This window comes from Desulfovibrio sp. OH1186_COT-070 (assembly GCF_003860215.1).
In the GTDB taxonomy this organism is placed as follows: Bacteria; Desulfobacterota; Desulfovibrionia; order Desulfovibrionales; family Desulfovibrionaceae; genus Desulfovibrio.
This window is the reverse complement of sequence record NZ_RQYH01000027.1, coordinates 1-24,374: the sequence shown is the minus strand read 5'-3', so window position 1 is coordinate 24,374 and position 24,374 is coordinate 1. Positions and strand designations below refer to the sequence as shown.

Annotated in this window: 21 protein-coding genes and 1 riboswitch; of the genes, 16 read left to right on the top strand and 5 right to left on the bottom strand. The window is 61.6% G+C overall.

Annotated elements, in window-relative coordinates; all coding sequences use genetic code 11:
- Positions 1 to 25: 25 nt before the first annotated feature.
- The gene (locus EII23_RS08950) at positions 26 to 520 is read left to right on the top strand and encodes an NfeD family protein (RefSeq protein WP_124793047.1); all 495 of its coding nucleotides are present in this window, start codon (positions 26 to 28) and stop codon (positions 518 to 520) included.
- Positions 517 to 1,458, top strand: coding sequence for an SPFH domain-containing protein (locus tag EII23_RS08945; RefSeq protein WP_124793046.1), 942 nt, complete (start codon positions 517 to 519; stop codon positions 1,456 to 1,458). Before EII23_RS08950 ends, EII23_RS08945 begins: the two co-directional genes overlap by 4 nt.
- A gap of 112 nt (positions 1,459 to 1,570) precedes the next feature.
- Here EII23_RS08945 and EII23_RS08940 read toward each other — a convergent pair whose 3' ends face one another.
- From EII23_RS08940 to EII23_RS12930, 3 genes are all read right to left on the bottom strand, one after another.
- Positions 1,571 to 1,891 carry a DNA-binding transcriptional regulator gene (locus EII23_RS08940; protein ID WP_124793045.1) on the bottom strand — a complete coding sequence of 107 codons (321 nt, stop codon included), beginning with the start codon at positions 1,889 to 1,891 and terminating at the stop codon, positions 1,571 to 1,573.
- Positions 1,892 to 1,894: 3 nt separating this feature from the next.
- On the bottom strand, positions 1,895 to 2,221 hold the full coding sequence (locus EII23_RS08935; protein ID WP_124793044.1) for a type II toxin-antitoxin system RelE/ParE family toxin: 327 nt from the start codon (positions 2,219 to 2,221) through the stop codon (positions 1,895 to 1,897).
- A gap of 345 nt (positions 2,222 to 2,566) precedes the next feature.
- The gene (locus EII23_RS12930) at positions 2,567 to 2,839 is read right to left on the bottom strand and encodes a helix-turn-helix domain-containing protein (protein ID WP_185702350.1); all 273 of its coding nucleotides are present in this window, start codon (positions 2,837 to 2,839) and stop codon (positions 2,567 to 2,569) included.
- 185 nt (positions 2,840 to 3,024) lie between these two features.
- Between EII23_RS12930 and EII23_RS08925 the strand changes: the two genes are divergently transcribed.
- Positions 3,025 to 9,915, top strand: a complete 6,891-nt coding sequence (locus tag EII23_RS08925; protein WP_185702349.1) for a VCBS domain-containing protein — start codon at positions 3,025 to 3,027, stop codon at positions 9,913 to 9,915.
- Between the two features lie 136 nt (positions 9,916 to 10,051).
- Here EII23_RS08925 and EII23_RS08920 read toward each other — a convergent pair whose 3' ends face one another.
- Both EII23_RS08920 and EII23_RS08915 read right to left on the bottom strand, forming a co-directional pair.
- Positions 10,052 to 10,429, bottom strand: a complete 378-nt coding sequence (locus tag EII23_RS08920; protein WP_124793041.1) for a hypothetical protein — start codon at positions 10,427 to 10,429, stop codon at positions 10,052 to 10,054.
- Positions 10,430 to 10,657: 228 nt separating this feature from the next.
- Positions 10,658 to 11,167: a DUF721 domain-containing protein gene (locus tag EII23_RS08915; protein ID WP_124793040.1), complete on the bottom strand. Its 510-nt coding sequence runs from the start codon at positions 11,165 to 11,167 to the stop codon at positions 10,658 to 10,660.
- 162 nt (positions 11,168 to 11,329) lie between these two features.
- Here EII23_RS08915 and EII23_RS08910 point away from each other — a divergent pair, with 162 nt between their 5' ends.
- From EII23_RS08910 to metE, 13 genes are all read left to right on the top strand, one after another.
- Positions 11,330 to 12,301, top strand: coding sequence for a metalloregulator ArsR/SmtB family transcription factor (locus EII23_RS08910; protein ID WP_124793039.1), 972 nt, complete (start codon positions 11,330 to 11,332; stop codon positions 12,299 to 12,301).
- Positions 12,298 to 13,719, top strand: a complete 1,422-nt coding sequence (gene ahcY / locus EII23_RS08905) for an adenosylhomocysteinase (RefSeq protein WP_124793038.1) — start codon at positions 12,298 to 12,300, stop codon at positions 13,717 to 13,719. Before EII23_RS08910 ends, ahcY begins: the two co-directional genes overlap by 4 nt.
- A gap of 76 nt (positions 13,720 to 13,795) precedes the next feature.
- Positions 13,796 to 14,269 (top strand): ribonuclease HI, encoded by a 474-nt coding sequence (gene rnhA, locus EII23_RS08900; RefSeq protein ID WP_124793037.1) that lies wholly within the window; start codon positions 13,796 to 13,798, stop codon positions 14,267 to 14,269.
- Positions 14,266 to 15,246 (top strand): hypothetical protein, encoded by a 981-nt coding sequence (locus tag EII23_RS08895; RefSeq protein WP_124793036.1) that lies wholly within the window; start codon positions 14,266 to 14,268, stop codon positions 15,244 to 15,246. The genes rnhA and EII23_RS08895 overlap by 4 nt, the downstream gene beginning before the upstream one ends.
- Before the next feature lie 3 nt (positions 15,247 to 15,249).
- Entirely contained in the window at positions 15,250 to 15,489 is a 240-nt protein-coding gene (locus EII23_RS08890; protein ID WP_124793035.1) for a hypothetical protein, read from the top strand.
- Positions 15,490 to 15,578: 89 nt separating this feature from the next.
- The gene (locus tag EII23_RS08885) at positions 15,579 to 16,253 is read left to right on the top strand and encodes a site-2 protease family protein (RefSeq protein ID WP_124793034.1); all 675 of its coding nucleotides are present in this window, start codon (positions 15,579 to 15,581) and stop codon (positions 16,251 to 16,253) included.
- A 48-nt stretch (positions 16,254 to 16,301) separates the two neighbouring features.
- Positions 16,302 to 17,288, top strand: a complete 987-nt coding sequence (gene trpS, locus EII23_RS08880; RefSeq protein ID WP_124793033.1) for a tryptophan--tRNA ligase — start codon at positions 16,302 to 16,304, stop codon at positions 17,286 to 17,288.
- Complete coding sequence (gene ruvX / locus EII23_RS08875; RefSeq protein WP_124793032.1) at positions 17,289 to 17,726, top strand: Holliday junction resolvase RuvX; 438 nt, start codon at positions 17,289 to 17,291, stop codon at positions 17,724 to 17,726.
- The gene (mltG, locus tag EII23_RS08870; RefSeq protein WP_124793031.1) at positions 17,723 to 18,793 is read left to right on the top strand and encodes an endolytic transglycosylase MltG; all 1,071 of its coding nucleotides are present in this window, start codon (positions 17,723 to 17,725) and stop codon (positions 18,791 to 18,793) included. Before ruvX ends, mltG begins: the two co-directional genes overlap by 4 nt.
- Positions 18,790 to 19,035, top strand: coding sequence for a hypothetical protein (locus EII23_RS08865; protein WP_124793030.1), 246 nt, complete (start codon positions 18,790 to 18,792; stop codon positions 19,033 to 19,035). The genes mltG and EII23_RS08865 overlap by 4 nt, the downstream gene beginning before the upstream one ends.
- Positions 19,032 to 20,600, top strand: coding sequence for a cobyrinate a,c-diamide synthase (locus tag EII23_RS08860; RefSeq protein ID WP_124793029.1), 1,569 nt, complete (start codon positions 19,032 to 19,034; stop codon positions 20,598 to 20,600). Before EII23_RS08865 ends, EII23_RS08860 begins: the two co-directional genes overlap by 4 nt.
- A gap of 49 nt (positions 20,601 to 20,649) precedes the next feature.
- Complete coding sequence (locus EII23_RS08855) at positions 20,650 to 21,360, top strand: precorrin-8X methylmutase (protein ID WP_124793028.1); 711 nt, start codon at positions 20,650 to 20,652, stop codon at positions 21,358 to 21,360.
- Between the two features lie 47 nt (positions 21,361 to 21,407).
- Positions 21,408 to 21,589, top strand: a riboswitch (cobalamin riboswitch).
- A 135-nt stretch (positions 21,590 to 21,724) separates the two neighbouring features.
- A complete protein-coding gene (gene metE, locus EII23_RS08850) occupies positions 21,725 to 23,995 on the top strand; it encodes a 5-methyltetrahydropteroyltriglutamate--homocysteine S-methyltransferase (protein WP_124793027.1) in 2,271 nt (756 codons plus the stop codon).
- The last annotated feature ends 379 nt before the right edge of the window (positions 23,996 to 24,374 follow it).

Genomic DNA, 24,374 nt, shown 5'->3' with positions numbered 1-24,374 from the left:
GCGGCGCCCTCCGCCGGGAGGTTTCATGAGCTCTTCCCTGATCTGGTTCGTGCTGGGCGTGGTGTTTTTTGTGGCCGAACTGATGACCCCCGCCATGGTGCTGCTTTTTTTCGGCGTGGGTGCCTGGGCCGCCGCTGTTCTGGCCCTGCTGGACTTCAGGGCGGACGGACAGATCATTGCCTTCATTTCCGTTACCCTGATCAGCCTCTTGGCGCTGCGCCGCCGCCTGCGCACGGTTTTTGGCGGCAAGAGCCTGTCCAATAGCGAAAATCCCGCCGATCCCTCGCCCGCGCAGCACCCCCTTACGGGGCAGCGCGGCACTGTCAGCCGGAGCATCGCGCCCGGCAGCCCCGGCGAGGTGAGCATTGGCGGCAGCTTCTGGCGGGCCATGGCCGCAACGCCGCTGGCTCCGGGCAGAGATATTGTGGTGCTGGGAGCGGACGCGCACAATACCCTGCTGCTCATGGTGGCCGCCGCCGACCCAAAAAACTCTCCCGCACCCGACAAGGAGGATGCATGAGCTTTCCCACAGAATATGCCTGGCTGTTTCTGCTGGCTGTCCTGACGGTTCTTGTTCTGCTCAAGAGCGTGGTGGTGGTGCCCAACCAGTCCGCCTATGTTGTGGAACGCCTGGGCAAGTTCAGCAAGGTGCTCTATGCCGGTTTTCACGTTCTTTTGCCCTTTCTGGACATCATTGCCTACAAGCGCAGCCTCAAGGAGCAGGTTCTGGACGTTCCCAAACAGACCTGCATCACCAGAGACAACGTGAGTGTGGACATTGACGGCGTGCTCTACCTCCAGATCATCACCCCCGAGAAATCCGCCTACGGCATTTCGGACTATGAGTGGGGGGCTATCCAACTGGCCCAGACCTCGCTGCGCTCGGTCATCGGCACGCTGGAACTGGACAAAACCTTTGAGGAACGCACGCGCATCAATCAGGAAGTGGTGGAAGCTCTGGACGCGGCCACAGCCCCCTGGGGGGTGAAGGTGCTGCGCTACGAAATCCGCGACATCACGCCGCCGGTGACGGTCATGGAAGCCATGGAAAAACAGATGCGCGCCGAGCGGGAAAAACGCGCCACCATTGCCCAGTCCGAAGGCGAAATGCAGGCCCGCATCAATCTGGCCGAAGGCGCAAAAGCAGCGGCCATTGCCCAGTCAGAAGGCGAAAAACAGGCCATCATCAACCAGGCCGAAGGCGAAGCGGCGCAGATCCGCACAGTGGCGCAAGCCACAGCGCAGGGCCTGCGCATTGTGGGCGAGCAGTTGGGCAACGACAGCGTGGCCGCCGCCCAGCTCCGCCTGGCGGAGAGCTATATCGGCGAGTTCGGCAAGCTGGCCCGCGAGGGCAACAGCCTCATCATTCCCGCAGACATTGCGGACGCGGCGGGCATGGTGGCAGCCGTCAGCAGGATCATCAAACCCGGACAGGGGCTTGCCCCCCAAGAAAAATAGCGCGCCCCGAACGGGCAGACAGTCCCCAAGAGCAGACACGCCCTCATTTCTGGTGAGGGCGTGTCTGCTTTTCAGAGAGATACATGCCGCCGGGCCTTGCGCTCCAGCAAGATCAGATGCGCACGGCGTCCAGCCCCTTGAGCTTCACAAGAGAAAGCAGCCTGAGAGCAGGGCCGCCGGGCTTTTTCACGCCGCGCTCCCAATCCGAAACAAGGTTTTTGGAAACATTCAGGTAGCGGGCAAACACGGGTTGTGAAAGCCGTTCCTTCTCGCGTATGGCCCTGATTTCTTCCGGGCTGATGGCTTCCGTCGGGACAAGACAGGAAGCGTCAAACTCGCGCATGGTGATCTTGTCGATCACGCCGTGAGCGCAAAGGCCTTCCGCAGTTTCATGGATGGCCGCAAAAGCGTCACTGCGATATTCCCTGTTCATGCCTCACTCTCCCTTGCGCGGGACTTCTTCCACGACACCGCTGCCGAGAACAGCCTCAAGCCCTTCTTCCGTCATGGCAAGCAGTGCCTTTGCAAGTTTCTTGAAAGCCCGCACTTCATCCGCGCCAAGATTTGCCCTGGCTGACTTGGCATAGCCGTAAACAAAAAATGTCCGCATGCCGGCTCTGAAGCACAAAACAACCCGGTACCCGCCAGACTGGCCGCCCCCGGCGCGGGCAATGCGCTGTTTGAACACTCCCCCGCCGAGATCGGCGTCAAAATTGCCGCTCTCGATCTGCTGTACCGCTTCGCGCAAGGCATCGTCACTGATACCTTCAAATTAATAACAAACCCCGCTTTGCGGCGTTTGCGCCGTCTAAGCCGCGCAACGGCTTGACGGAAAGGCACGGAAATCGCTCGCTTTACGGCGCGGCCAAGCCGCGACCTGCTCGCAATCTCCGGGGCTGCTGACTTTGTCAACAGCCTCAAGGCATCGTTCCCGATGCCTTTGCAAAACGGACAAACCATTTGTTCTTGAAAATTCGCACAGGCTTGCGGAAACCCCTCATACCAGGTGTGACATACATACTATGTCACACCTGGTATGACGTCAACACCATTACCCGGAGACTGACCGCAAAAGGGCTGCTTCCGGGCGCTCCGCTTTTCGGGCGGCTTATGCCTGAAGCTCCGGAGCCTGGGCCGCGCGCATGCGGTACATGGCTTGCAGATAGGCTGCCATGAACTCGTGCGGATCCACGGTCAGGGCTGCGCAGAGAAGATGAAACGTCCCCAGGGTGGGCATTTTCTGCCCGTACTCAAGAAACCGGATGTATGAGGTCACGCTGCCGATTCTGGCAGCCAGTTCGCGCTGGGTCAGGCCGCCCTGCTCCCGATGTGTCCGCAGGGTCTGCCCAAAGGCGGCGGCAAGGCAGGGCACTTCTTTCATGCAAACATGGTAACACCATGCCTTGACTTCGCATGTAACAGCTACTATAGTAGCGTAAAAAACGTTTTCCCCCAAAAACTTTTTGCATGCCCGCGCTGACGGAATGTCCGCCACAGCAGGGAACGCACGGCAGCACACGTCTGCCCGATCCTTCTTCCTCTTACCAGCACTCATGGAGTTCAGTCATGGCCGAAATTCTTCTTGCCCGGCCCGCGGCAGGCGAACGCCTCTCCTATTCCGTTACCCGACAAGACGTTATCTCTCCCCAGTTTCCCCTGGGCGAAGCCGTTCTGGAAAAAAGCGGCGACAACCTGGTCTTTGCCCTGCCCGACGGCGGCACAGTGGAGCTGACCGGATTTTACGCCTCATTCTCGCAGGAAGCCGGTATTCCGGACTTCATTGTGGACGGCCAGCTTGTGGCCGGGGCCGACTTTTTCAACGCCTTCGGGCCGGATCTCATCCCGGCGGCAGGCCCGGCGGCCGGGGCCGCCGCCCGCTCCGCCCGCTACAGTGACTGGGCCAACAGCAATCTTGCCGACGGCATCAGCCATCTGGACGGGCTGGACTGGGGCATGAGCCTCACCCCGCCCCGCGAGGAATTTCTTTTCTCCAGCCCCGCCTGGACGGAGGACCGCGGCATCTATTTCTCCACCTCCGACCCCGTGGTGCTGCTGCCCCTGACCGAAAGAGCGTGGGACGGCAAAGAAGAAGACCCCACGGCGGTGGAGACGCGCTCCTATATTCTCGGCATTGAAAATCCCTCGGGCGCGGCCCTTTCGGCCTCTGTCGTCATTGGCGGCACAACGCTGCTGTTGCGCCTGGGCGAAACCCTGACCGACATCCCGATGCAGTACGGCAAAGTCGCCAGCATAAGCCTGCGCGGCAGCGGTGCTTCCGCCCAGTTGGAAATCGCATATACGCTGGACAATGCCCATCCCGCAGTAGACGGGCTGGCTCAGGGGAACACTCTGCGGGAAGACATTTCCGTTACCCTGCATAACGGCTTCACCTCCGCGCACAAGTCCTTCGTTGTGCAGATCACCGGCGTCAACGATGCGCCCGATTTCACCCGTGCCGAAGACATGGAAATTGTGGAAGCCGGTGTGGGCAACCGCAGCGGCACACCGGACCGCACCGACAAACTGGAAAAAAGCGAAAACACCCCTTTTGTGGAAGGAAACACTTCCACCGAAAATCCGAAACTTGAAGCTGCAGATCCGGATGCGGGCGACAGCCTGACCTTTTCCCTGACCCTGGACGGCAAAACCCCCCTTGCAGCAGGCATGACGCTCGGCACCGTGATGGGGAACGACGGCAAGCCTGTGCAAAAAAACGGCGCGGACTGGGTGGTCAGGGTCAAAGAGGTGAGCGGCAATGTCGTTCGTACGGATCTGGGCGACATTGAAATCACGTCCACGGGCAGCCTGAAAGCCAAATACTCTTTCCACCTGACCAGCGCGGAACTGGCTGAAGGCCATACCCTGAAGATGGCTTTTACCCCCAGAGTTGTGGACAAACTGGGCGCGACAGACGGTGATATGGGCCTTCAGCGCAATACTTCGCCCGGTGTGGACACGGTGACCATTACTGTCAGGGGCAGCAATACACAGCCGACAATCGAGGTAAAGGGCGGCTCTGTTTCGGCCACCGGGGACCTGACCCGAAAAGCCGCAGGAAATGACGCTGATCATGGCGACAGCGCGCGGGTTTGCCTTGTGCTGCCCGACAACACGCTTGTGCAGGAAGCCTGGGTCATGGATGCCAAGGGCACACTGTCCGGCACAAAGCCCGCGTCGGATACGGGATATATGGGCCATGTCATCCTGAACAGCGACGGCACATATACGTTCACGCCCAACAACGCGCATCCGGAAATCAGGGGGCTTGCCGTTATCGGGGACAAATCCCAGACAATGGACGTGTCCATCCCCTTTGCAGCGCAGGACACGTTCGGCGCGTTCGACATCAAAACGGTCAAAGTGACCATTGACGGCGTCAATGATGCCCCCGAAACCAGGCCTCTTGTCCTGGGGGTATGGGAAAGGGGCCTGAAGCAGAACACCAATATTGACGATGAAAATCCGTCTGTCATTACCGGCCAGCTTGAGGCAACAGATCATGATGCCCAGAGCACGCTCCGCTACTCCCTTGAGGGGCAGGAAACAACAGACAAAACCCTTGCGGGCGTCAGGTATGACGCGGTGGTGCACAAGCCCGAAGGCGTGCTGTACCTGAACACAGAAACAGGCCAGGTTCGCTTTGAGGTGAACAACGCCAACGCTGACGTCAATGCGCTGAAAAAAGACGCGCCCCTGCCCCTGACCTTTACCTGGAAGGCCACGGACGAACACGGCAAGGCGACATCCGACTCCCTGACGGTGACAATCAAGGGCGCCAATGACAAAATTGCCCTGCAAATGCAAAAAGACAGTCTGCCGCTTATGGAAAATGACGGGCCAAAGAGCGACAGCATTTTCGTGGAACTGGTGAAAGATGAAGATGCGGGCGACACGCATACATTCTACCTGGTAACAAAAGATAACCCCAAGGGCGCCGATTATCTTCCCCCCTGTTCCAGTACGCTGACAGGCCAGTACGGGCAGGCCAGGGTTGATGTGAAGACCGGCACATTCACCTACACCAGGGGGGCCGGTAACACGGCGGATCGTCTGGACGGCCTGCGGGAAGGAGAGCCCGTTTCCGAAACCTTCCGGATCATGGTCAAGGATGCGAACGGCGCGTTCGACATCAAAACGATTACCGTCAACATCACGGGCCAGAGCGACAAAATCTCCATTGCCCCCACAGACCTGCACCAGTTCCAGGTGTGGGAAGACGGGGTGGTTTTTGGAACAAATACGGACACGGAGCGCGTGAAAAGCGATTCTTCCTGCCTGAACGTGCGCTTCAACCCGCATGCGGGCATGGAAGGCGCGGCAGATTCCGTGCAGTTCGGCCTGGTGGTGGACGGCACGGTTTATCGCCCTGCCAGTGGCCAGCAGACAGGCACATGGTATGTGTTCACAACCGGGACGAAGGGCACGGCCGAAGTCAGGACAACGACAGACGGTACGCATGCGGGCACCATTGCAAGCGACGAAACGGGCAAATACACCTTCACGGTCAACAACAGCGCAGAGGCTGTGAACACATTGGCCGCCGGGGGCAAACCGTTTTTTGACAATATCCGGCTGGCTGCCTGGGACAAATCCCACAAAGACGAAGACTATGCCGCGCAAAAGGCGCGTATCGTGATCAACGGGCGCAACGACCGGCCCGACTTCACGTCAGCAGAGGAACTGGCAAAAGGCCTGAAGGAAGATGCCCCCGGCATTGGGGGTACGCTGTACGGCCGCGACCCGGAAGGCGATACCTTCACCTTCTCCCTTGTCAAGGATGCCTCCCCCGTCCCGTTTCTGGAAGGCAAATACGGGCATGTGCGGCTGAACCCCGACGACGGTTCGTATGTCTATACGCTGACCAGGAATATGGATTTTCTGAATGCGGGCCAGGAAGAAACAGATACATTCACGGTGCACGTTACGGACAAAAACGGCGCATATACAGAAAAAGAGCTGGTCTTCACCATCACGGGCACGGCAGACACACCCACGGTACAGGCAGCATCCCTGAAACTCACAGAGGCCGGTGTCCGGAGGGCAAAAGGCGATGTCCTGAAAACAGAAGACGAGCCGGGAATATCAGAAGCTACGGGGCGCATCAGCTTCGCAGATGTTCGTGACGCCAAGGACGAGGATCTGCAGCTGAAAGACTCCGGCCTGACATTTGCCTTTGAACAGAAGGAAATCCGGCACGACTACGGCACGCTCACGTTTAAGGATGACGGCAGCTACACATTCAGGCTGGACCAGACGGCTGCCGACCACCTGAAGGCAGGCGAATCCCTCCCGTCTTTTTCCATTCGCATTCCGAAATTCACGGTGAGCAAGAACGGCGCAACGCTGTTCGAGGGGAAAGAGGGGGCGCACGAGGTAAAGATCTCCATCACGGGCACCAACGACCGCCCCGTGCTGGACACAGAAACCCCCGCCCTTGACGGCGAAAAGGGCACAGTGACCGCCCACAACACGCTGTCCGCCTCGGGTTCCGTGAAGGACGATGCCTTGCGCTCCGACCCGGACCATGAAAACGCAAAGCTTGCCTACCAGTTGGAAGGCGGAAAAGCTGCCCAGGCACTGAAATACGGCTTTGTGACCATGGAGGAGAACGGAAACTGGACGTACCACCTGAACACCTGGGATCCTGCGGTCACAAACCTGCCGGGCACGGTGACCGAAACCTTTTCCTATGTGGTGACAGACCCGCAGCACGCCACGTCCCTTGAAACACGGGAAGTCACCGTTACCGTGAATCCCGGCACAGCCACTCCCGGCTCCACTCCCACCTTCAAGGAAATCCGGGACAACGAGCTGGGCAAACTTGTGGAGGATAACGGAGAACAGATTGCGCCTGAAGACGCGGTCCGCCTTCTGTCCAAAGGGGCGCAGCTTGTGCACAGCGAGGGAAAAAAGTTCTTTCCCGGCTTCGGCATCAAGGTGGACGGCGTCCAGAAACAGGGCATGACCAACGAATACGGCTCGCTGTCCGTGGACCCTGTGACCGGCAAGTGCCTGTTTGTCCTGAACAATGCTTCCACAGCCGTGCAGAGCCTTGCTGCAGGGAAAACGACAACCTTTGCCTTTGACATCATGCTGTACGGAAAAGACACGGGAAAAAAGCTCACCGTCACCGTGACGGGAACCAACGACGCCCCCGTGGTGTCCGGCCTTGCAACGGCACAGAACATTGAGGAAGGCCGTGTCCCTCCGGAAATTTCCGATATTTTTTCCGTAGAAGACGTGGACAAGGATGCCATTACGGTTACAGCGGTTGGCGCAAAACACGGCACAGTCACGGTGGAAAAAACCCCTGACGGCCAATGGAAATACGTGTACACGCCGGGCGACCGCTGGAAAACTCTGGATTTGAAATCCAAAGAAAACGAAACGGACACCTTCGATCTGCGCATTACTGACGGCACGGTCACCGAAACCAAAACCGTGACCGTCACCTGGAAGGGCGCCAACAATAATCCCGAAGCCACGTCCATGCCCGAAGCCGTGGAGGAGTCGACCATTTCCGAAGATGACGTTTCTCTTGCTCTGGGAAAGGAAACTCTCCTCACGCTTGTGGAGGCCAACGACGACCGGGGGCCGGAAAATCTGTCGTTCAGCCTGAAAGACGGTTTTGCCAAGGGCGAGTACGGCACGCTCCTGCCTGACGGCAAGGGCGGCTTCATCTACCTTCTGAACAGGGAGTCGGAGAAAGTACAGGGCCTGAGAGAAGATGAGAGCAGAGAAGAAATCTTCACCGTGCAGGTGAAAGACAGTGAAGGCGGCCAAAAAGACGTGGATATCCGCATCGTGGTGCAGGGCAAAAACGATCTGCCCGAACTGGTTGTGGATTCCGAAATCCAGATCCGGGAAGGGGAAAAGGGGAACACGTTCACAGGCACTGTCAGCGTGGTTCACAGGGACCAGGGCGAAACCCTGACCTTTGAGCTCACGGGCAAGGAAACGAAGGAAGCTAAGAGCGGCGTCATGGAGGTCGAGGGCACATACGGCACACTGCGATTTGATACGGAAAGCGGAAAATATACCTATACCCTGACGGACATGAGCCTGCCGCAGGGCAAAAGCGTGGAAGAGGAGTTCACCCTCACGGCCCAAGACCCGTACGGAAAAAGCACGGTCACCCTTGCCGTGCGGGCCATCGGCGCCAATACCGCGCCCGAGGTTACGGTCACGCCAAAGAATTTCCAGAGCGGTTCCCTCACAGCCAGGGATGTGGACGCAGATATGGAAAACAGGGACCTGGCGCTGTCCCTCACCTATCAGGGCAAAACCGTTTCCGTGAACTCCGAAGGCAAGGCCGTGGTCGCCGGTCTCGGCACGTTCACCTTTGCCAGAGACGGCAGCGGCGAATGGGCAACATATTCCTTTGTGGCTGCAAAGACCCTGGCCGAAAAAATCCGCTCCGGCGAGGAGGGAGAAGAAATCCGGGTCAGCCTGCACGCAGAAGACAATCGTGGAGCCTCCTCGCAAGTGCAGGAAATTGTCATCAAGGCCGTGGGAACCAATGCCGCGCCCGTGCTGGAGCACACAGCGGGCGCATGGTCCGGAAAAATCACGGATACCGATGTGCAGCAGTACACCATTGACGGCAAGAATGCGGCGGGAATCCACGAGCTGCCCCTGGGCCGACTGACCTTCGATGCTGACGGATCGTTTGCCTATACCCCCAAAACGCCCCTGGAACTGGAAAACAGGGACAGCTTCGGCGACGGCAGCGATGTCGTGACCGTGGCAGCGACAGACAAGGCCGGCACAACGCACTTCAACCTGACTTTCGCCCCTCGTCCGGACACAGTGTTCGGCACCAAAGGCGATGACCCGCTCGAAGGAACCGAAGCGGACAACATCCTGTACGGCGGCGCGGGCAGCGACAGCATCTACGGCAAAGGCGGGGATGATCTGCTCTTCGGCGGGCAGGGCAACGATACCCTCCACGGCGATGACGGCAATGACGTTCTCCACGGCGGCCAGGGCGACGATACCCTCTACGGCGGCGCGGGCAATGACGTGCTGTACGGCGGCGCCGGATCCGATAAGTTGTACGGCGGCGAAGGCAACGACCTTCTGCACTATGAGGCCATTGACTACCTTGACGGGGGCAGCGGCGATTGTGATGTGCTTTTCGGCACATCGGCGGACTTCGGCCGGAGCATGGCCGAGGTGCTGCAATCCCTGAACAACGGAACCGACACCAAAGGCTTTGAAGCCGTCCTGCACGGCAAGGACGTTGGCCTGCTGGGCTGGCAGTCCATGGAAAGCATGGGCGTGTCCGTGGCGCAGAACAGCGAGGGAGAAGACAGGTTCAAGGTGGACAAAACCCAGTGGAAGCAAACGGATTCCGCCCCTGACGCACAAAACGTCCGCTTTGCCGTCTTCACCAACATTGCGGACGAAAACGTCACCCTGGCTGTGGAGGAAGCAAAATTGCTGCAAGGCGCGTGAGTTCGGCGCGGGCAGGCCGCGGCCTGCCTGCAACCCGGGGGCTGAAACCGTTAGCCCGCACGACAAGACGGCCCCTCGGGGCCGTCTTGTCGTGTGGAGGCGCGCCGTGCCCTGCACAGCGCGGTATGGGAAAAAATCAGGAGTTGGCGGCCTTGAGCATTTCCTCCACCATGGCGAGGGAGGGTGTTGCGCTGTCGGCAAGGCCGCACAGGCCGCGCACGGCCAGCATGAGCATGTCGAATTGCAGGGCAATTTCCGTGGTGCCGTTGTGGATGACGCAGGTATCCTCGCGCATGAAAAGCCTGTAGGCATGGCGGCTGCGCGTCTGCCCGCCGGAACGGACAATATGGTACACCTGCTCGTTTTCGCTGGTGATATACAGCTTCTGGCGGGTCAGCAGGCCCGCGGCTTCGTCATACCAGGAGCATTCCGAAAAAAGACGACCACGAAACCGGAAATCGCAACCATTGTCCTGCTTCAGGCAAATATCTTCCATCGTCTTGTGCGCGTCCATGCGTCCCCCCGGTTGGTCCGGTTGCTTGCCGTTTCCTGCCGCGCCCCATCGGCGTGCCCAACATCTAGCATTCCCGCCGTACCGCTGTCAACAAAGTCGCAACAATCCCACAACAGAACAGAAAAGAAATTCCTTGTAACACAAAGTATTTTATGGATATTATAAAAATTCTCCCCGCAAGAAAACACTTTCTCCCCTTGCGGTCGGGCATCTGCGCCGCGCAGGTTTTTACCCTGGCCCCCCATGGCCGGACAGATCCACAAACCGCGCATAGGCCCGCGCCACCACCGATGCGGGATCCATCTTGTCCAGATGGATTCCGTGCGCGTGCGACGGTTCGTGCGCGGGGCGGCGCGGGGCGCGCCAGCCCTGCTCCGCGAAAAGGGGTTCTCTCCGGCACAGGGGCTGCCTGCCCCGCAAAAGAGAAATCCTGACTGCGCCGAAAAAGGCTTGCTCCAGAAAGGCGTTGGCCCTCTCCAATATCTCGCCGCTCCGGAATTGCAGTTCCTGGGCCAGCACCCCGTCTTCCGCGCCCACAAGCAGAACGCCGTTTTTGCCGCCCAAGGGCTGCGCCAGCGGCCCCAGTTCCGGCCCCATGACCGTTTCCCAGTGCTGCCAGAGCAGGGCAAGGCGCGCCCGCCCCTCCCATGCGCCCAGCCCTTGCAGCACGCTTGCCAGCACATCCCCCACGCAGACGGGCTGTTCCAGTTTTTCACGTTTCCGGGCAGGGCGGGCCATGCTTTCCCCCTTGTCCGCAGCCCGCGCTTGCGGGCAGGGTCTGGACGGCGCACACCCCGCAGAGCGGGATTTGCCGTCCGGATTGACTATATGCGCATATACTGATACATATATCAAAGTTTCCTGATACAGGCGGCACATGCCAAACCACAAGGCGTCTTCATGTCCCTCCCCTACTTCAAAGCTCTTGCCGATGCAACACGCCTGCGTCTTGTGCACGTTCTGCTGCACCACGAACTGTCGGTCAACGAACTGGTGCGCATCCTGGGCATGGGCCAGTCGCGCGTTTCGCGACACCTGAAAATCCTGACCGAAGCCGGGCTGTTGTCGCCGCGCCGCGACGGCCTCTGGGTTTTCTATTCCGTGCCCGCTTCCGGCGAAGAACGCAACTTCCTGCTTGCGGTCATGCCTTTTGTGCCGGTCAGCGCGGCCATGCGCGCGGACCGTGATGTGGCGGAGCGCATACTGGAAGAGCGTGTGCGCAAAACGCGCCAGTTCTTCAACGCCATTGCGGAAAATTGGGACGAACTGAACCGCGAGGTGCTGGGCAGCTTTGACCTGCCCGCAGCGGTCTGCGCGGCAGTGCCCCCTGCCTGCAAAACCGCCGTTGACCTCGGCTGCGGCACCGGCGCGGTGCTGGCCCGCATGCTGCCGCTGGCCCAAAGCGTTGTGGGCGTGGACGGTTCCGCCCGCATGCTGGAAATCTGCCGCAGGCGCTTCACGCCACAGGATCTTTCGCAGGAGCGCGTTTCCCTGCGCATCGGCGAGCTGAACCACCTCCCCCTGCGCGACAGGGAGGCGGATTTTGCCTGCGTCAACCTTGTGCTGCACCATCTTTCGGATCCGCAGGAGGGCCTGCGCGAGGCCCGCCGCATCCTGCGGCCCGGCGGAACCCTGCTGGTGGCGGACTTTCTGCGCCACAGCAACGAAACCATGCGCAGCCGCTACGGGGACCGCTGGCTGGGATTTGACGAGCAGTCCCTCACAGGCAGCCTGAACGCGGCGGGCTTTGCCGTGCGCCGCAGCGCGCGCCACCCGCTGGAAAAAGGCATGACCCTTCTGCTGCTCACCGCATCGGCGGCGGACGTTCCCCGTGCCGCCATAACCACAACCCCACAGGAGAACCAAGGATGACCAAAGCCCTGGACTTGAGCCTCACCCACAAGGTCGCGGATATGTCCCTGGCCGATTTCGGCAGGAAAGAAATGCAGCTTTCCGAGCGCGAAGTGCCCGGCCTCATGGAGTGCATCCGCAAGTACGGCCCCAGCCAGCCCCTCAAGGGCCTCAAGGTCACCGGCTCGCTGCACATGACCATCCAGACCGCCATGCTCATCAAGACCCTGCATGCCCTGGGCGCCGACATCCGCTGGGCCTCGTGCAACATTTTCTCCACGCAGGACCATGCCGCCGCAGCCATTGTGGATCTGGGCATGGCCAAGGTTTTCGCCTGGAAGGGCGAAAGCCTGGAAGACTACTGGTGGTGCACGGAAATGGCCCTGACCTGGCCCGACGGCAGCGGCCCGGACCTTGTGGTGGACGACGGCGGCGACGCCACCCTGCTCATCCACAAGGGCGTGGAGGCCGAAAACGATCCCTCCGTGCTGGACCAGCAGACAGACAACAAGGAACTCCGCTGCATTCTGGACCGCCTCAAGCTGCGCCAGAAAGAAAATCCCCGCCACTGGAGCGGGGTGGCGGCCAGAATCCGGGGCGTTTCCGAAGAAACCACCACCGGAGTGCACCGCCTCTACCAGCTGGAAGCCGCGGGCAAGCTTCTCTTCCCGGCCATCAACGTCAACGATGCCGTGACCAAGTCCAAGTTCGACAATCTGTACGGCTGCCGCGAATCCCTGGCCGACGGCATCAAGCGGGCCACCGACATCATGGTGGCCGGCAAGGTGGTCGTGGTGCTGGGCTACGGCGATGTGGGCAAGGGCTGCGCCCAGTCCATGCGGGGCTTCGGCGCGCGGGTTCTGGTTACGGAAATAGACCCCATCTGCGCCCTGCAGGCCGCCATGGAAGGCTTTGAGGTCACCACCGTTGAAGACGCCCTCCCCCGCGCCGACATCTATGTCACCTGCACGGGCAATTACCACGTCATCACCGGCGCGCACATGGAAAACATGAAGGATGAAGCCATTGTCTGCAATATCGGCCACTTCGACAACGAAATCGAAATGTCCTATCTGGAGAACACTCCGGGCATCAGCAGGCTGAACATCAAGCCCCAGGTGGACAAATGGACGCTCAAATCCGGCCGCAGCATTCTGGTGCTGGCCGAAGGGCGTCTGGTGAACCTCGGCTGCGCCACAGGGCATCCCAGCTTCGTCATGTCCAACAGCTTCACCAACCAGACCCTGGCCCAACTGAAGCTGGCCTCCGAAAATCTGGAGAAAAAAGTCCACATCCTGCCCAAGGAACTGGATGAAGAAGTGGCCCGCCTGCATCTGGGGCGTCTGGGCGTCAAACTCACCACCCTGACCCCGGAACAGGCCGACTATATCGGCGTCAAGGTGGAAGGCCCGTACAAACCGGCCCACTACAGGTATTGACCGCGCCTGTTTTTCCGGCGCCGCAGGGGCGGCGCCGGAAAAACACCGCAATAACGCCATACGCTCCGGAAGCGCCATGCAGAAAGTGACCATCCATACCGACGGCTCCTGTCTGGGCAATCCCGGCCCCGGCGGCTGGGGCGCGGTGCTCTGCACCCAGGGGCTCCGCAAGGAGTTTTGCGGAGGCCATGCCCTGACCACCAACAACCGCATGGAAATTCTGGCGGTGGTGGAGGCCCTGTCCCGGCTCAGGCAGCCCTGTCAGGTGGATCTGTATACCGATTCCAGATACGTCTGCGACAGTGTGGAAAAACGCTGGATCTGGGCCTGGCAGAAAAACGGCTGGATCAAGTCCGACAAAAAGCCCGCCCTCAACGCAGACCTCTGGCAGCGCCTCCTGCCCCTGCTGGGCACGCACAAGGTGCGCTTTTTCTGGCTGCGCGGGCATTCCGGCCATGCGGAAAACGAGCGCTGCGACGCTCTGGCCCGCTCCCAGGCGGCGCGCGGCGATCTGCCCCCCGACACCGGCTACGCTCCCCCGCGCCCATGACCCCGCCCCCGGAAACAGCCCTGCCCCTGGCAGACCTCTGGCAGTCGCTGGGCTGGCCTCTTCTGCGCATCCTGTCGGGCATGGCTGCGGGGCTGCTTGCGGCCAGCCTGCTGGAAGCCCTGCGCTGGACGCGCCCCCTGGCCCGCCTGGCCTCGCCCCTGACCCGTCTGGCCCGCCTGCATCCGGTGGCCGGGGCGGGTTTTGCCCTGGCCTTTGTTTCCCCGGCTGCGGCCAACGGACTTCTGGCCGCCAGCCACGACCGGGGGGAGATTTCCGGGCGGGACCTCATGCTGGCCAACCTTTTCAACAGCCTGCCCGCCTATCTGGTGCACACGCCCACCATTTTTCTGCTGACCTGGCCTGTTCTGGGCATGCCCGCCGTGACCTATGTTCTGCTCACCCTGGCCGCCGCCGCAGGGCGCACCGCCTTCACGGTCCTTCTGGGGCGCTGCCTGCTGCCGCCTCCGCCGCCGGGGGAGCCTTTTTCCGCGCAGCAGGAAGAGTGCGCCCACGGCAAAAGCGCGCTGCGCAAGGCATGGAAGCGATTTCTGCGCCGCCTCCCCAGGCTTGTCTGTTTCACTGTGCCCATGTATGTTCTCATGTACCTTTTGCAGCGCCACGGCTTTTTTGCCCTGGCCGAGCAGTGGATGGCCGCGCATCTGGGCTGGCTTTCCTTTCTCAAGCCGCAGGCCGCGGGCATCATTGTGCTGCATCTGGCTGCGGAACTGGGCGCGGCGCTGGGCGCGGCGGGCAGCATGCTGCAAACGGGCGGGCTGGAGCCGCGTGACGTGGTGCTGGCGCTGATGGCGGGCAACATTCTGTCCACCCCCATGCGCGCGCTGCGCCACCAGTTTCCGTCCTATGCCGGATTTTACCGCCCGGCCCTGGCCCTGCGCCTCATCCTGGCCAATCAGGGGCTGCGCGCGGCCAGCATGCTGCTGGTCACCCTTGCCTATTATTACTGCACACCGGAATAACGCATGAACACCCCTCCCGAAAAACCTGCGGCACGCCCCGCGCCCACCGTCTCTGTGCTGCTCCAGCCCGAAGAAAAGCTCCTGCGCCTGCCCCGCCCCAAAACAGTGCGCCAACTGCTGGCCGCCCTGGACCTTGCGGAAGAAACAGCCCTGGTGGCCCGCAACGGCCAGCTTCTCACCCCCGACCGCCGCATCTGGCCCGACGACGAGCTTCTGGTGCGCACGGTAACGTCCTCGGGCTAGGCCCCCGAAGCAACAGCGGTCACGGGAGGCGGCGCGGCGGAAAGCCGCGCGCCCTTGCCGCCCGGCCCGGAACATGGTACCCGCCACATATGTTTGACATCGACATTTCCCAAGCCCTGCGCACCCTTTCCGTCGCGGCTGTTCCCGCCCTTCTGGGCATCATCCTGCACGAAGTCGCCCACGGCTGGGCGGCCCTGCGCTGCGGCGACCCCACGGCCAAATTTCTGGGACGCCTGACCCTCAACCCCCTGCCGCACATTGACCCCGCAGGACTGCTGGTTTTCGGCCTCACCAGCCTTTCGGGCTCCTTTGTGTTCGGCTGGGCCAGGCCCGTGCCCGTGAATCCCCGGTATTTTCGCAAACCCGCAAGAGATCTGATGCTGGTGGCTCTGGCCGGCCCCCTGACAAACTTTCTGCTGGCAACGCTCTGCGCCCTCCTGCTCTGGCTCACGCTGACCTTTCTGCCCGCGCAGGACTGGCGGCAGAACGCCGCCTGCGCTTTTGCCCTTCAGTCCATGCAGGCGGGGGTGGTCATCAATTTCGGCCTGGGCTGGCTCAACCTCATACCCATTCCCCCGCTGGACGGAAGCAAGGTTGTGGCCTATTTTCTGCCCATGAACGCCTCCCTGCGTTACCTGAGCCTGGAACGTTACGGTTTTGTCATTCTTTTGTTGTTGCTGTTCACCGGTGCTTTGGGCATGGTTCTCGGCCCGCTGGTGCGCGGCAGTTCCGTGGGCCTGCTGCGCCTTCTCGGCCTGATGTGACCCCCCGCCGCGCGAAACCGGCCCTTCCCGAAAAAACAAGGACATTGCATGAGTACCTTCCCGCGCACAGTTTCCGGCATGCGGCCCACCGGCAACCTCCATCTGGGGCACTATTTCGGCGTTCTCAAAAACTGGGTGGCGCTCCAGCACACGGAACAAGCCTATTTTTTCGTGGCAGACTGGCATGCCCTCACCAGCGACTATGCCGACCCTTCCGGCGTGCGCCGCAATATCCGCGAAATGGTCAAGGACTGGGTGGGCGCGGGGCTGGATCCGGAAAAATGCGTGATTTTCCGCCAGTCAAAGGTCAAGGAGCATGCCGAGCTCTGCCTGCTGCTCTCCATGATCACGCCCGTGTCGTGGCTGGAGCGCAACCCCACCTACAAGGAGCAGCAACAGCAGATCAATACCAAGGACCTGGGCAATGCGGGCTTTCTCTGCTACCCCGTGCTCATGGCGTCGGACATTCTCATGTACCGCCCCCACGGTGTGCCCGTGGGCGAAGACCAGTTGCCCCACATGGAGCTGACCCGCGAAATCGCCCGCCGCTTCAACCATTTGTACGGGAGCGCCTTTCCCGAGCCTGCGGCCATGCTCACGCCCGCGGCCAAATGCCCGGGGCTGGACGGCCGCAAAATGTCCAAAAGCTACAATAACGGCATTTTTCTCTGCGACGGCATGGACGATATTCAGGCCAAGGTGCGCGGCATGTTTACGGACCAGTCCCGCCTGCGCAAGTCCGATCCGGGCAATCCCGATGTCTGCAATCTCTTTCCCTACCATCTGCTGCTTTGCAGCGCGGACGAGCAGGCGGAAATCCGCAAAGGCTGTACCAGCGCGAGCCTCGGCTGTGTGGACTGCAAAAGGATTTTCCTCAAAAATCTTGCGGAATTTCTGCCCCCCCTGCAGGAACGCCGCGCGCAACTGGAGGCCGCCCCCGGCGCGGTGGACGACATCCTGGCCCACGGCAACGAGCGCGCCAGGGCCTTTGCCGCCGAAACCATGACCATGGTTCGCGAAAAAATGGGGCTGTGAGTGAAATTCGCGGGGATAGACTATGGCCTGGCCCGCACGGGCCTTGCCGTCTCCGATCCGGAGGGGAAAATGGCTTTTCCTCTGGAAACCCTGCACTTCGCGGACTATCCCGACCGCCGGAGTCTGCTGTCGGCCCTGGCCGGGCGCATTGCCGCCAGCGGCGCGCAGGCCGTGGTCATGGGGCTGCCGCTGACCCGTGACGGGCAGGAAAGCCTGACCACCCGGCAGATCCGCAATATCACCCGGCGCCTCCAGCGCCGCATCCCCCTGCCTTTTTACTTCATGCCCGAAGAACTGAGTTCCGGGGAGGCCCGTGCCGACCTGCGCGCGGCAGGCTGCCCGGCGCACAAGGTCCGGGCAGTTCTTGACCAGCAGGCCGCCGTGCGCATTCTGGACTCCTTTCTGGCGCTGCCCCCCCATATGCGGAGAAACGCATGAAAACGGCACTGCGCGTTCTGGGCTGCATTCTCCTGCTGGGGCTGACCGCCGGCGGCTGGCTGGGCCATGAAATCCATGCCTTCCTCTCCACTCCGGCCCAGAATCCCGGCAGCGAAACGTATTTTGACGTCACTCCCGGCATGAGGTTCGGGCAGGCCGCCGAGGCTCTGGCCAAGGCCGGAATCGTCACCGATGCGCGCAAATTCGGCTGGCTTGCCCGCTACAAGCAGTGGGACAACCGCCTGCAGGCAGGGCGCTTTGCCCTGCATTCGGGCTGGACACCCGAAAAAATCCTGGACGCGCTGGTCAACGGTCAGCCTGTTCTCTACCGCGTCACCGTGCCCGAAGGCCTGACATGGTGGCAGACCGCGCGCCTGCTGGAAGACGCGGGCCTTGTGACGCAGGAGGACTTCCGCCGGATTGTTTTTGACCCGGATTTTCTGCGCCACCACGGCATCCCCTTTGCCAGCGCCGAGGGCTTTCTCATGCCCGACACCTATCTGCTCAAGAAAAACGACAGTCCGGATCTGGCCCAGGCCCGGTCCGTGGCCGGACGGATGATCGACAATTTCTGGCGCAAAAGCGCGGCTCTCTGGCCGGAGCAGGCAAAACCTGCGGCAGAGCAACTCAAAACATGGGCCATTCTGGCTTCGGTGGTGGAAAAGGAAACCGCTGTCCCTTCGGAGCGCGCCCGCGTGGCCGGGGTGTACCAGAACAGGCTCAAAATCGGCATGCTCCTCCAGGCCGACCCCACGGTCATTTACGGCCTTGGCCCGACCTTTGACGGAAACCTGCGCCGCCGCGACCTTGACAATGCGGCCAACCCCTACAATACCTATCAGAGGCCGGGGCTGCCGCCCGGCCCCATCTGCTCCTTCGGCATGGCCGCCCTGGCCGCAGCCATCAGGCCGGAAGAACACGCCTACCTGTACTTTGTGACCAGGCGCGACGGGGGGGAACACACGTTCAGCACCAATCTCAACGACCACAACAAGGCTGTGCGCCAGTACCTGCAAAACCGCCGCAAGGGGGCCGCGTCCGGCGCAGGCCAGGGAGATTCCCGGTGAAGTATCTCATTGTCGAAGACTTTTCCGGCCAGCCCGTGCCCTTTGTCTTTCCCCGCCGCGTGGACCACTGCGACATGCGCGAGCAGCTGCCCTACAGCCGTGTGCTGTCGGCGGGCCTTGTGGAACTGGGAGAGCGGGGTTTTGTCTGCTCTGGCGGCAATGCCGAACTGGGCCTCAAGGCCCGCCCCGAAGACGCGGCCATCCTGTCCGAAGCGCTGCGCCAGCGCCCCCGGCAGCAATGACGCCCGCAAAAGCGCGGCACAGGCCCGCCTCTCCGGCGACAAGCCTTCCCGGCCTTGTCGTCGGAGGAACGGGCAGCGGCTGCGGAAAAACCTCCTTTACCCTGGCCCTGCTCTGCGCCCTGCGCCAACGCGGGCTGCTGGTGCGCACGGGCAAGGCTGGCCCGGACTATATTGACACGGCCTTTCACGCCGCGCTCAGCGGGCAGCCCGCCGCCAATCTGGACACATGGATGTGCCGTGCGTCCGCTCCCGGCGCAAAGGCCGCCAACAGGCCCCACGGCACGGCGCTGCCGCCGGGCCTGCGGCGCATCGCCGCACGCATGACCGTGCCCGATCCGGCAACAGGCCGCATGCCGGACATGCTGCTGGTGGAGGGCGCCATGGGCCTCCACGACGGAGGCGCGCGCGGCGCGGGCAGCACGGCGCTTCTGGCCTGCCTGACGGAACTGCCGGTCCTGCTGGTTCTCCATGCCGGCGGCATGGGCCAGTCCGCCGCCGCCGTGGCCGAAGGCTTTCTGCGCCACCGCCCCGCCTGGCTGCCCGCCCGAAAGCCGCTCCGCTTTCTGGGGCTGGTCTGCACCCATGTGGGCAGCCAGCGCCACGCCCGGATGTTGCAAGAGGCGCTGCTGCCCCTGAAAAAAGAATTGCCCCTGCTGGGGCTCATGCCCCGTGAGGGCGCTCCCGAACTGCGCTCCCGGCATCTCGGGCTGGTGGAAGCACGCGAAGCCCTGGACGGCATGCATGCCCGGCAACTGGCCCAATGGGCGGAAGACAATTTCCGGACAGACGCCCTGCTGCGCCTGCTGCGCGTCCCCCCCGCGCGGCCTGCCGCAGCGCAGACCGTCTACCCGCAGCACGATTCCGGCCCTGTCGCGCATTTTTTTTGCCCGGCCCCGGCATGCCCGCAGAGCGCGCCCGTCCGGACACGGAGCCGCAGGCCGCTGGTGGGCATGGCCTGGGATGCCGCCTTCAGCTTCTGCTATGCGGATCTGCCCGCACTGCTGCACGAACTGGGCGCGGAAGTGCGCACCTTCTCCCCCCTGCACGACTGCGCGCCGCCCGCGGGCTGCCGTGGCCTGTATTTTCCCGGAGGCTATCCCGAACTGCATGCGCAACGCCTGGAAGACAATGTCCGCATGCGGGAAGCCCTGCGGGAGATGGCGCAACAGGGCCTGCCTGTCTACGGTGAATGCGGCGGCTACATGTATCTTGGGCGCAGCCTGCGCACGCAGGAAGGCACGCATGCCATGAGCGGGCTTTTGCCCTTTGCCTGCGCTCTGGACGACCGCAAGGCCGCATTGGGCTACCGCGCGGCACAGCCCCTGCCCGGCTGGCCTGACGCGCATTCCCGCCCTTTCTGGCTGCGCGGTCACGAATTCCACTATGCCAGAGAAACAGGGGAGCCCGCGCACTGCAAACCCCTCTGGCGGCTGTACGACAGCGCCGGAACCTTTCTGCGGGAAGAAGGGCTGCGCCACGGCTCTGTGGCCGGTTCCTGGCTGCATGCCTACCCCGAGGGCGCGCGCCCCTTCTGGCGGGCCTGGCTCCGCAGCCTGAAAGCCTGAACGCGCGCATTGGCCCCGCCTGCCGCGCCCAAGACAACAGAGGACATCCATGACCGCACAAGAATCCGCCCCTGTCATTCTGGACAAAGCCTGCCTGCCCCAGGAAATCGAGGAGCGGTCCTTTGCCCTCATTGACGCGGAAATTCCCGAACCGCGCCCTTTTTCCGGCGATTTGTGGCGTGTGGCCCGGCGCTGTGTGCACACCCTGGGGGATACGGACATCCTGCCCGATCTGCGCCTGAGCGAACAGGGGCTGGAGGCCGGAGTCCGGGCTCTGCTCTCCGGCTGCACGGTTTACACCGACACGCGCATGGCCGCAGCGGGCCTGCCCTCGCGCCGCCTCGCGCCGCTGGGCGTGGAGGTTGTGCCGCTCATGGCCCTGCCGGGGCTGGAGGCCGCAGCGCGGGAAAAAAACATGACCCGCGCCCGCGCGGGTCTGGAACGCATTGCCTCGCGCATGGAGGGCAATCTGGTGGTCATCGGCAACGCTCCCACGGCTCTTCTGGCCCTGCTGGAAGAGCTGCGCAGGGGCGCGCCGCCCCCGGCCCTCATTGTGGGCATGCCCGTGGGTTTTGTGAACGCCGCGCAGTCCAAGGAACTGCTGCGCCGCAGCCCCTGGCCGCACTTTACCCTTCTGGGCCGCAAGGGAGGTTCCGCGGTGGCCGCCTCCTGCGTCAACGCTCTGGCCGACATGGCTCTGGAACGCGCGCCCGCCGCGCACACGCCCGCACAGGAGCCGTCCTCTCGCAATCCTGAATAATTGCGCATACTGCCGGTTTTTCCCCTTCTTCCGCACCTTGACAGCAATCCTTCCCTTAATATATCAATAAATCCGGATATTGTGATTAGAAACGGAAAGCGGTGCAAATCCGCTACGGGCGCGCCACTGTAACCGGCATAAAACCAGCCAAAGCCACTGTCCCCGGGACGGGAAGGCAAGGCGATCACGGGCCGGAAGTCAGGAGACGACTAGTCACAAGCGCCGCGATTGGCGCGGCAAGGCAGTACTGTCTCGCGTACAGGCAATATGCCCGGACTGGCCCCGGATACGTGTATCCTGTCTTCTTTTCCGGCCAGGCAACGTGAACCGGACTGCCCTTTCAACATTTTGAAAGGAGCATCCCATGCAGACGCACATTCTCGGCTTTCCCTCCATCGGGAAAAAACGGGAGCTGAAACAGGCTCTCGAATCCTTCTGGAAAGGCAGTCTTTCCGCTGAAGCCCTGCTGGAAACCAGCAATGACCTGAAAAAGCGCCATTGGCAGGTGCAAAAAGACGCCGGTCTGGATTTTGTGACCACTGGCGACTTCTCCCTGTATGACCGAATGCTGGATATTACCTGCATGCTGGGCGCGGTGCCTCCGCGCTTTGCCCCCTGCCTGGATGATTCGCCTCTGGACAGATATTTCAGTCTTGCGCGGGGCGATGTGCGGCGCAACATTCCGGCTCTGGAAATGACCAAATGGTTCGACACCAACTACCACTACCTTGTGCCTGAAATTGACGCCAGCGGGCTCTGGTCTTCTGCGGAGCATCCCGTCGTCGCGGACACAAAGCTTGCCAAAAAACTTGGCTACGCTCCGAAAGCCGCGCTTGTCGGCCCGTTCACATGGCTGACGCTGGCAAAAGCGCAGGACGGCGCCCCGAAGTGGGCGCGCCTGAAAGACGTTGTTGCCACGTATGAAAAACTGCTCGCCAGCCTCGCGCCACATTGCGAGTGCATCCAGATTGAGGAGCCTGTGCTGTGCACGGAGCTGCTGCCGGAAGAAGCTGCGCGGCAGTTCCGTCAGACATGGTCTGCCCTGAACGCCGCTTGCGGAGGAAAACCCCTTTTGCTGGCAACCTGCTTCGGACCGCTTGCCGGCAACCTTGAACTGGCGGCCAATTCCGGCTGCACCGCCCTGCACATTGATTTGGTGCGCGGCAGGGAACAGCTTGACGCCGTTCTGGCGGCACTTCGTCCGGCCACGTCGCTGTCGCTCGGCGTTATCGACGGCCGGAATATCTGGAAAAACGATTACGCCAAATCCGTCGCCCTCATCCGGCAAGCGGTTTCCGCGCTCGGCAAGGATCGTGTCTGGATCGGGTCAAGCTGCTCGTTGCTGCACAGCCCTGTGGACGTGGCCGAAGAAAATGCCCTGCCGGAACACATCAGAAACCGCATGGCCTTTGCCGTGCAAAAATGCGCCGAAGTGGTCGCCCTGAACACCATCATTGAAACAGGAGACATGGCGGCTCTGAAAGAAAACGAGGCGCTTCTGCTGGCCGCAGCCGCGCACCGGGAAAACCGGATAGCGGAAGTGCGCGAACGCGCTTCTTCTGCGGGCGCTGCGGACTTTTCACGCCAATCCGCATACCCGAAACGCCGTGCCGCACAAGCGTGGCTCAACCTGCCTCTTTTGCCGACAACAACCATCGGGTCTTTCCCTCAAACCGCTGCCATCCGCAAAACCCGCCTTGATTTCAAAAAAGGCGTGATTACAGAAGCGGACTATAAAACCGCCATCCGGCAGGAAATCAGGGAATGCATTGAAAAGCAGGAAAAGCTCGGCCTTGATGTGCTTGTGCACGGCGAAGCGGAGCGCAACGATATGGTGGAATACTTCGGGCAGCAGCTTGGAGGATTTTGCTTCACGCAAAACGGTTGGGTGCAGAGCTACGGCAGCCGGTGCGTAAAGCCTCCCGTGATCTACGGCGATGTGTACCGCAAACAGCCGATGACGGTTGACTGGATACTGTACGCGCAGTCTCTCACGCAAAAGCCGGTCAAGGGCATGCTTACCGGTCCGGTGACAATTCTTTGCTGGAGTTTTGTGCGTGATGACCTGGAGCGGAGCGAGGTTTGCAAACAGATAGCTTTTGCCATTCGTGACGAGGTTCAGGATTTGGAGAAAGCGGGTGTCCGCATCATCCAGATTGACGAAGCAGCCTTGCGGGAGGGCATGCCCCTGACCAGAGCGCAGGCGGAAATTTATCTGCAATGGGCTGTGGATGCTTTCCGCCTCGCTTCCTCCGGAGTGGAAGACTCCACGCAGATACATACGCACATGTGCTACAGCGAGTTCAACGCCATTCTTCCGTGGATAGCCAGGATGGACGCAGACGTTATCAGCATCGAATCCAGCCGCAGCGGCATGGAGCTCCTGGATGCCTTCACCGATTTCCACTATCAGGCCGCGGTCGGGCCGGGAGTGTACGACATCCATAGCCCGCGCATTCCGTCCGTGGAAGAAATGACCGCACTTCTGAAAAAAGCCTTGCGCCACATTGCCAGGGAGCAGCTGTGGGTCAATCCCGATTGCGGGCTGAAAACCCGGCAATGGGAAGAAGCCCTGCCCGCGCTTGAAAATATGGTCGCAGCCGCCGTGCAGGTGCGCGAAACGTTGCAGCGATAACCGTGCTGTCCGGCCGGGCACAGCGTCGGCTGCATGCGGGCTGTCACGTGTTCGTTGCCGGAGGTTCAGTCTCTCCTTCAGGGAGCAGTTTGCCGGGAAGGTTGCGTTGAAAGCCATCCCGAAAAACTGCTCCCTGAAACCGGGTCTGCGGGGAGCCTCCCGGCTTTGGGCCGGTTTCCGATCCGGACCATCAGTTTTGGTTGACTCTGAACCTGCAACAGTTTCCCTTGCCCGTGACCGGGCAGTCCTCTCAACCAACCCACGTTTCGCATTTCAGGTCAGGAACCCGCGCGAACTCTTTCACATTGTGCGTTATGAGCGTAAAGCCCTGGGCTATGGCTTGAGCGGCAATCAGCATATCCATGCCGCCTATGGGCGT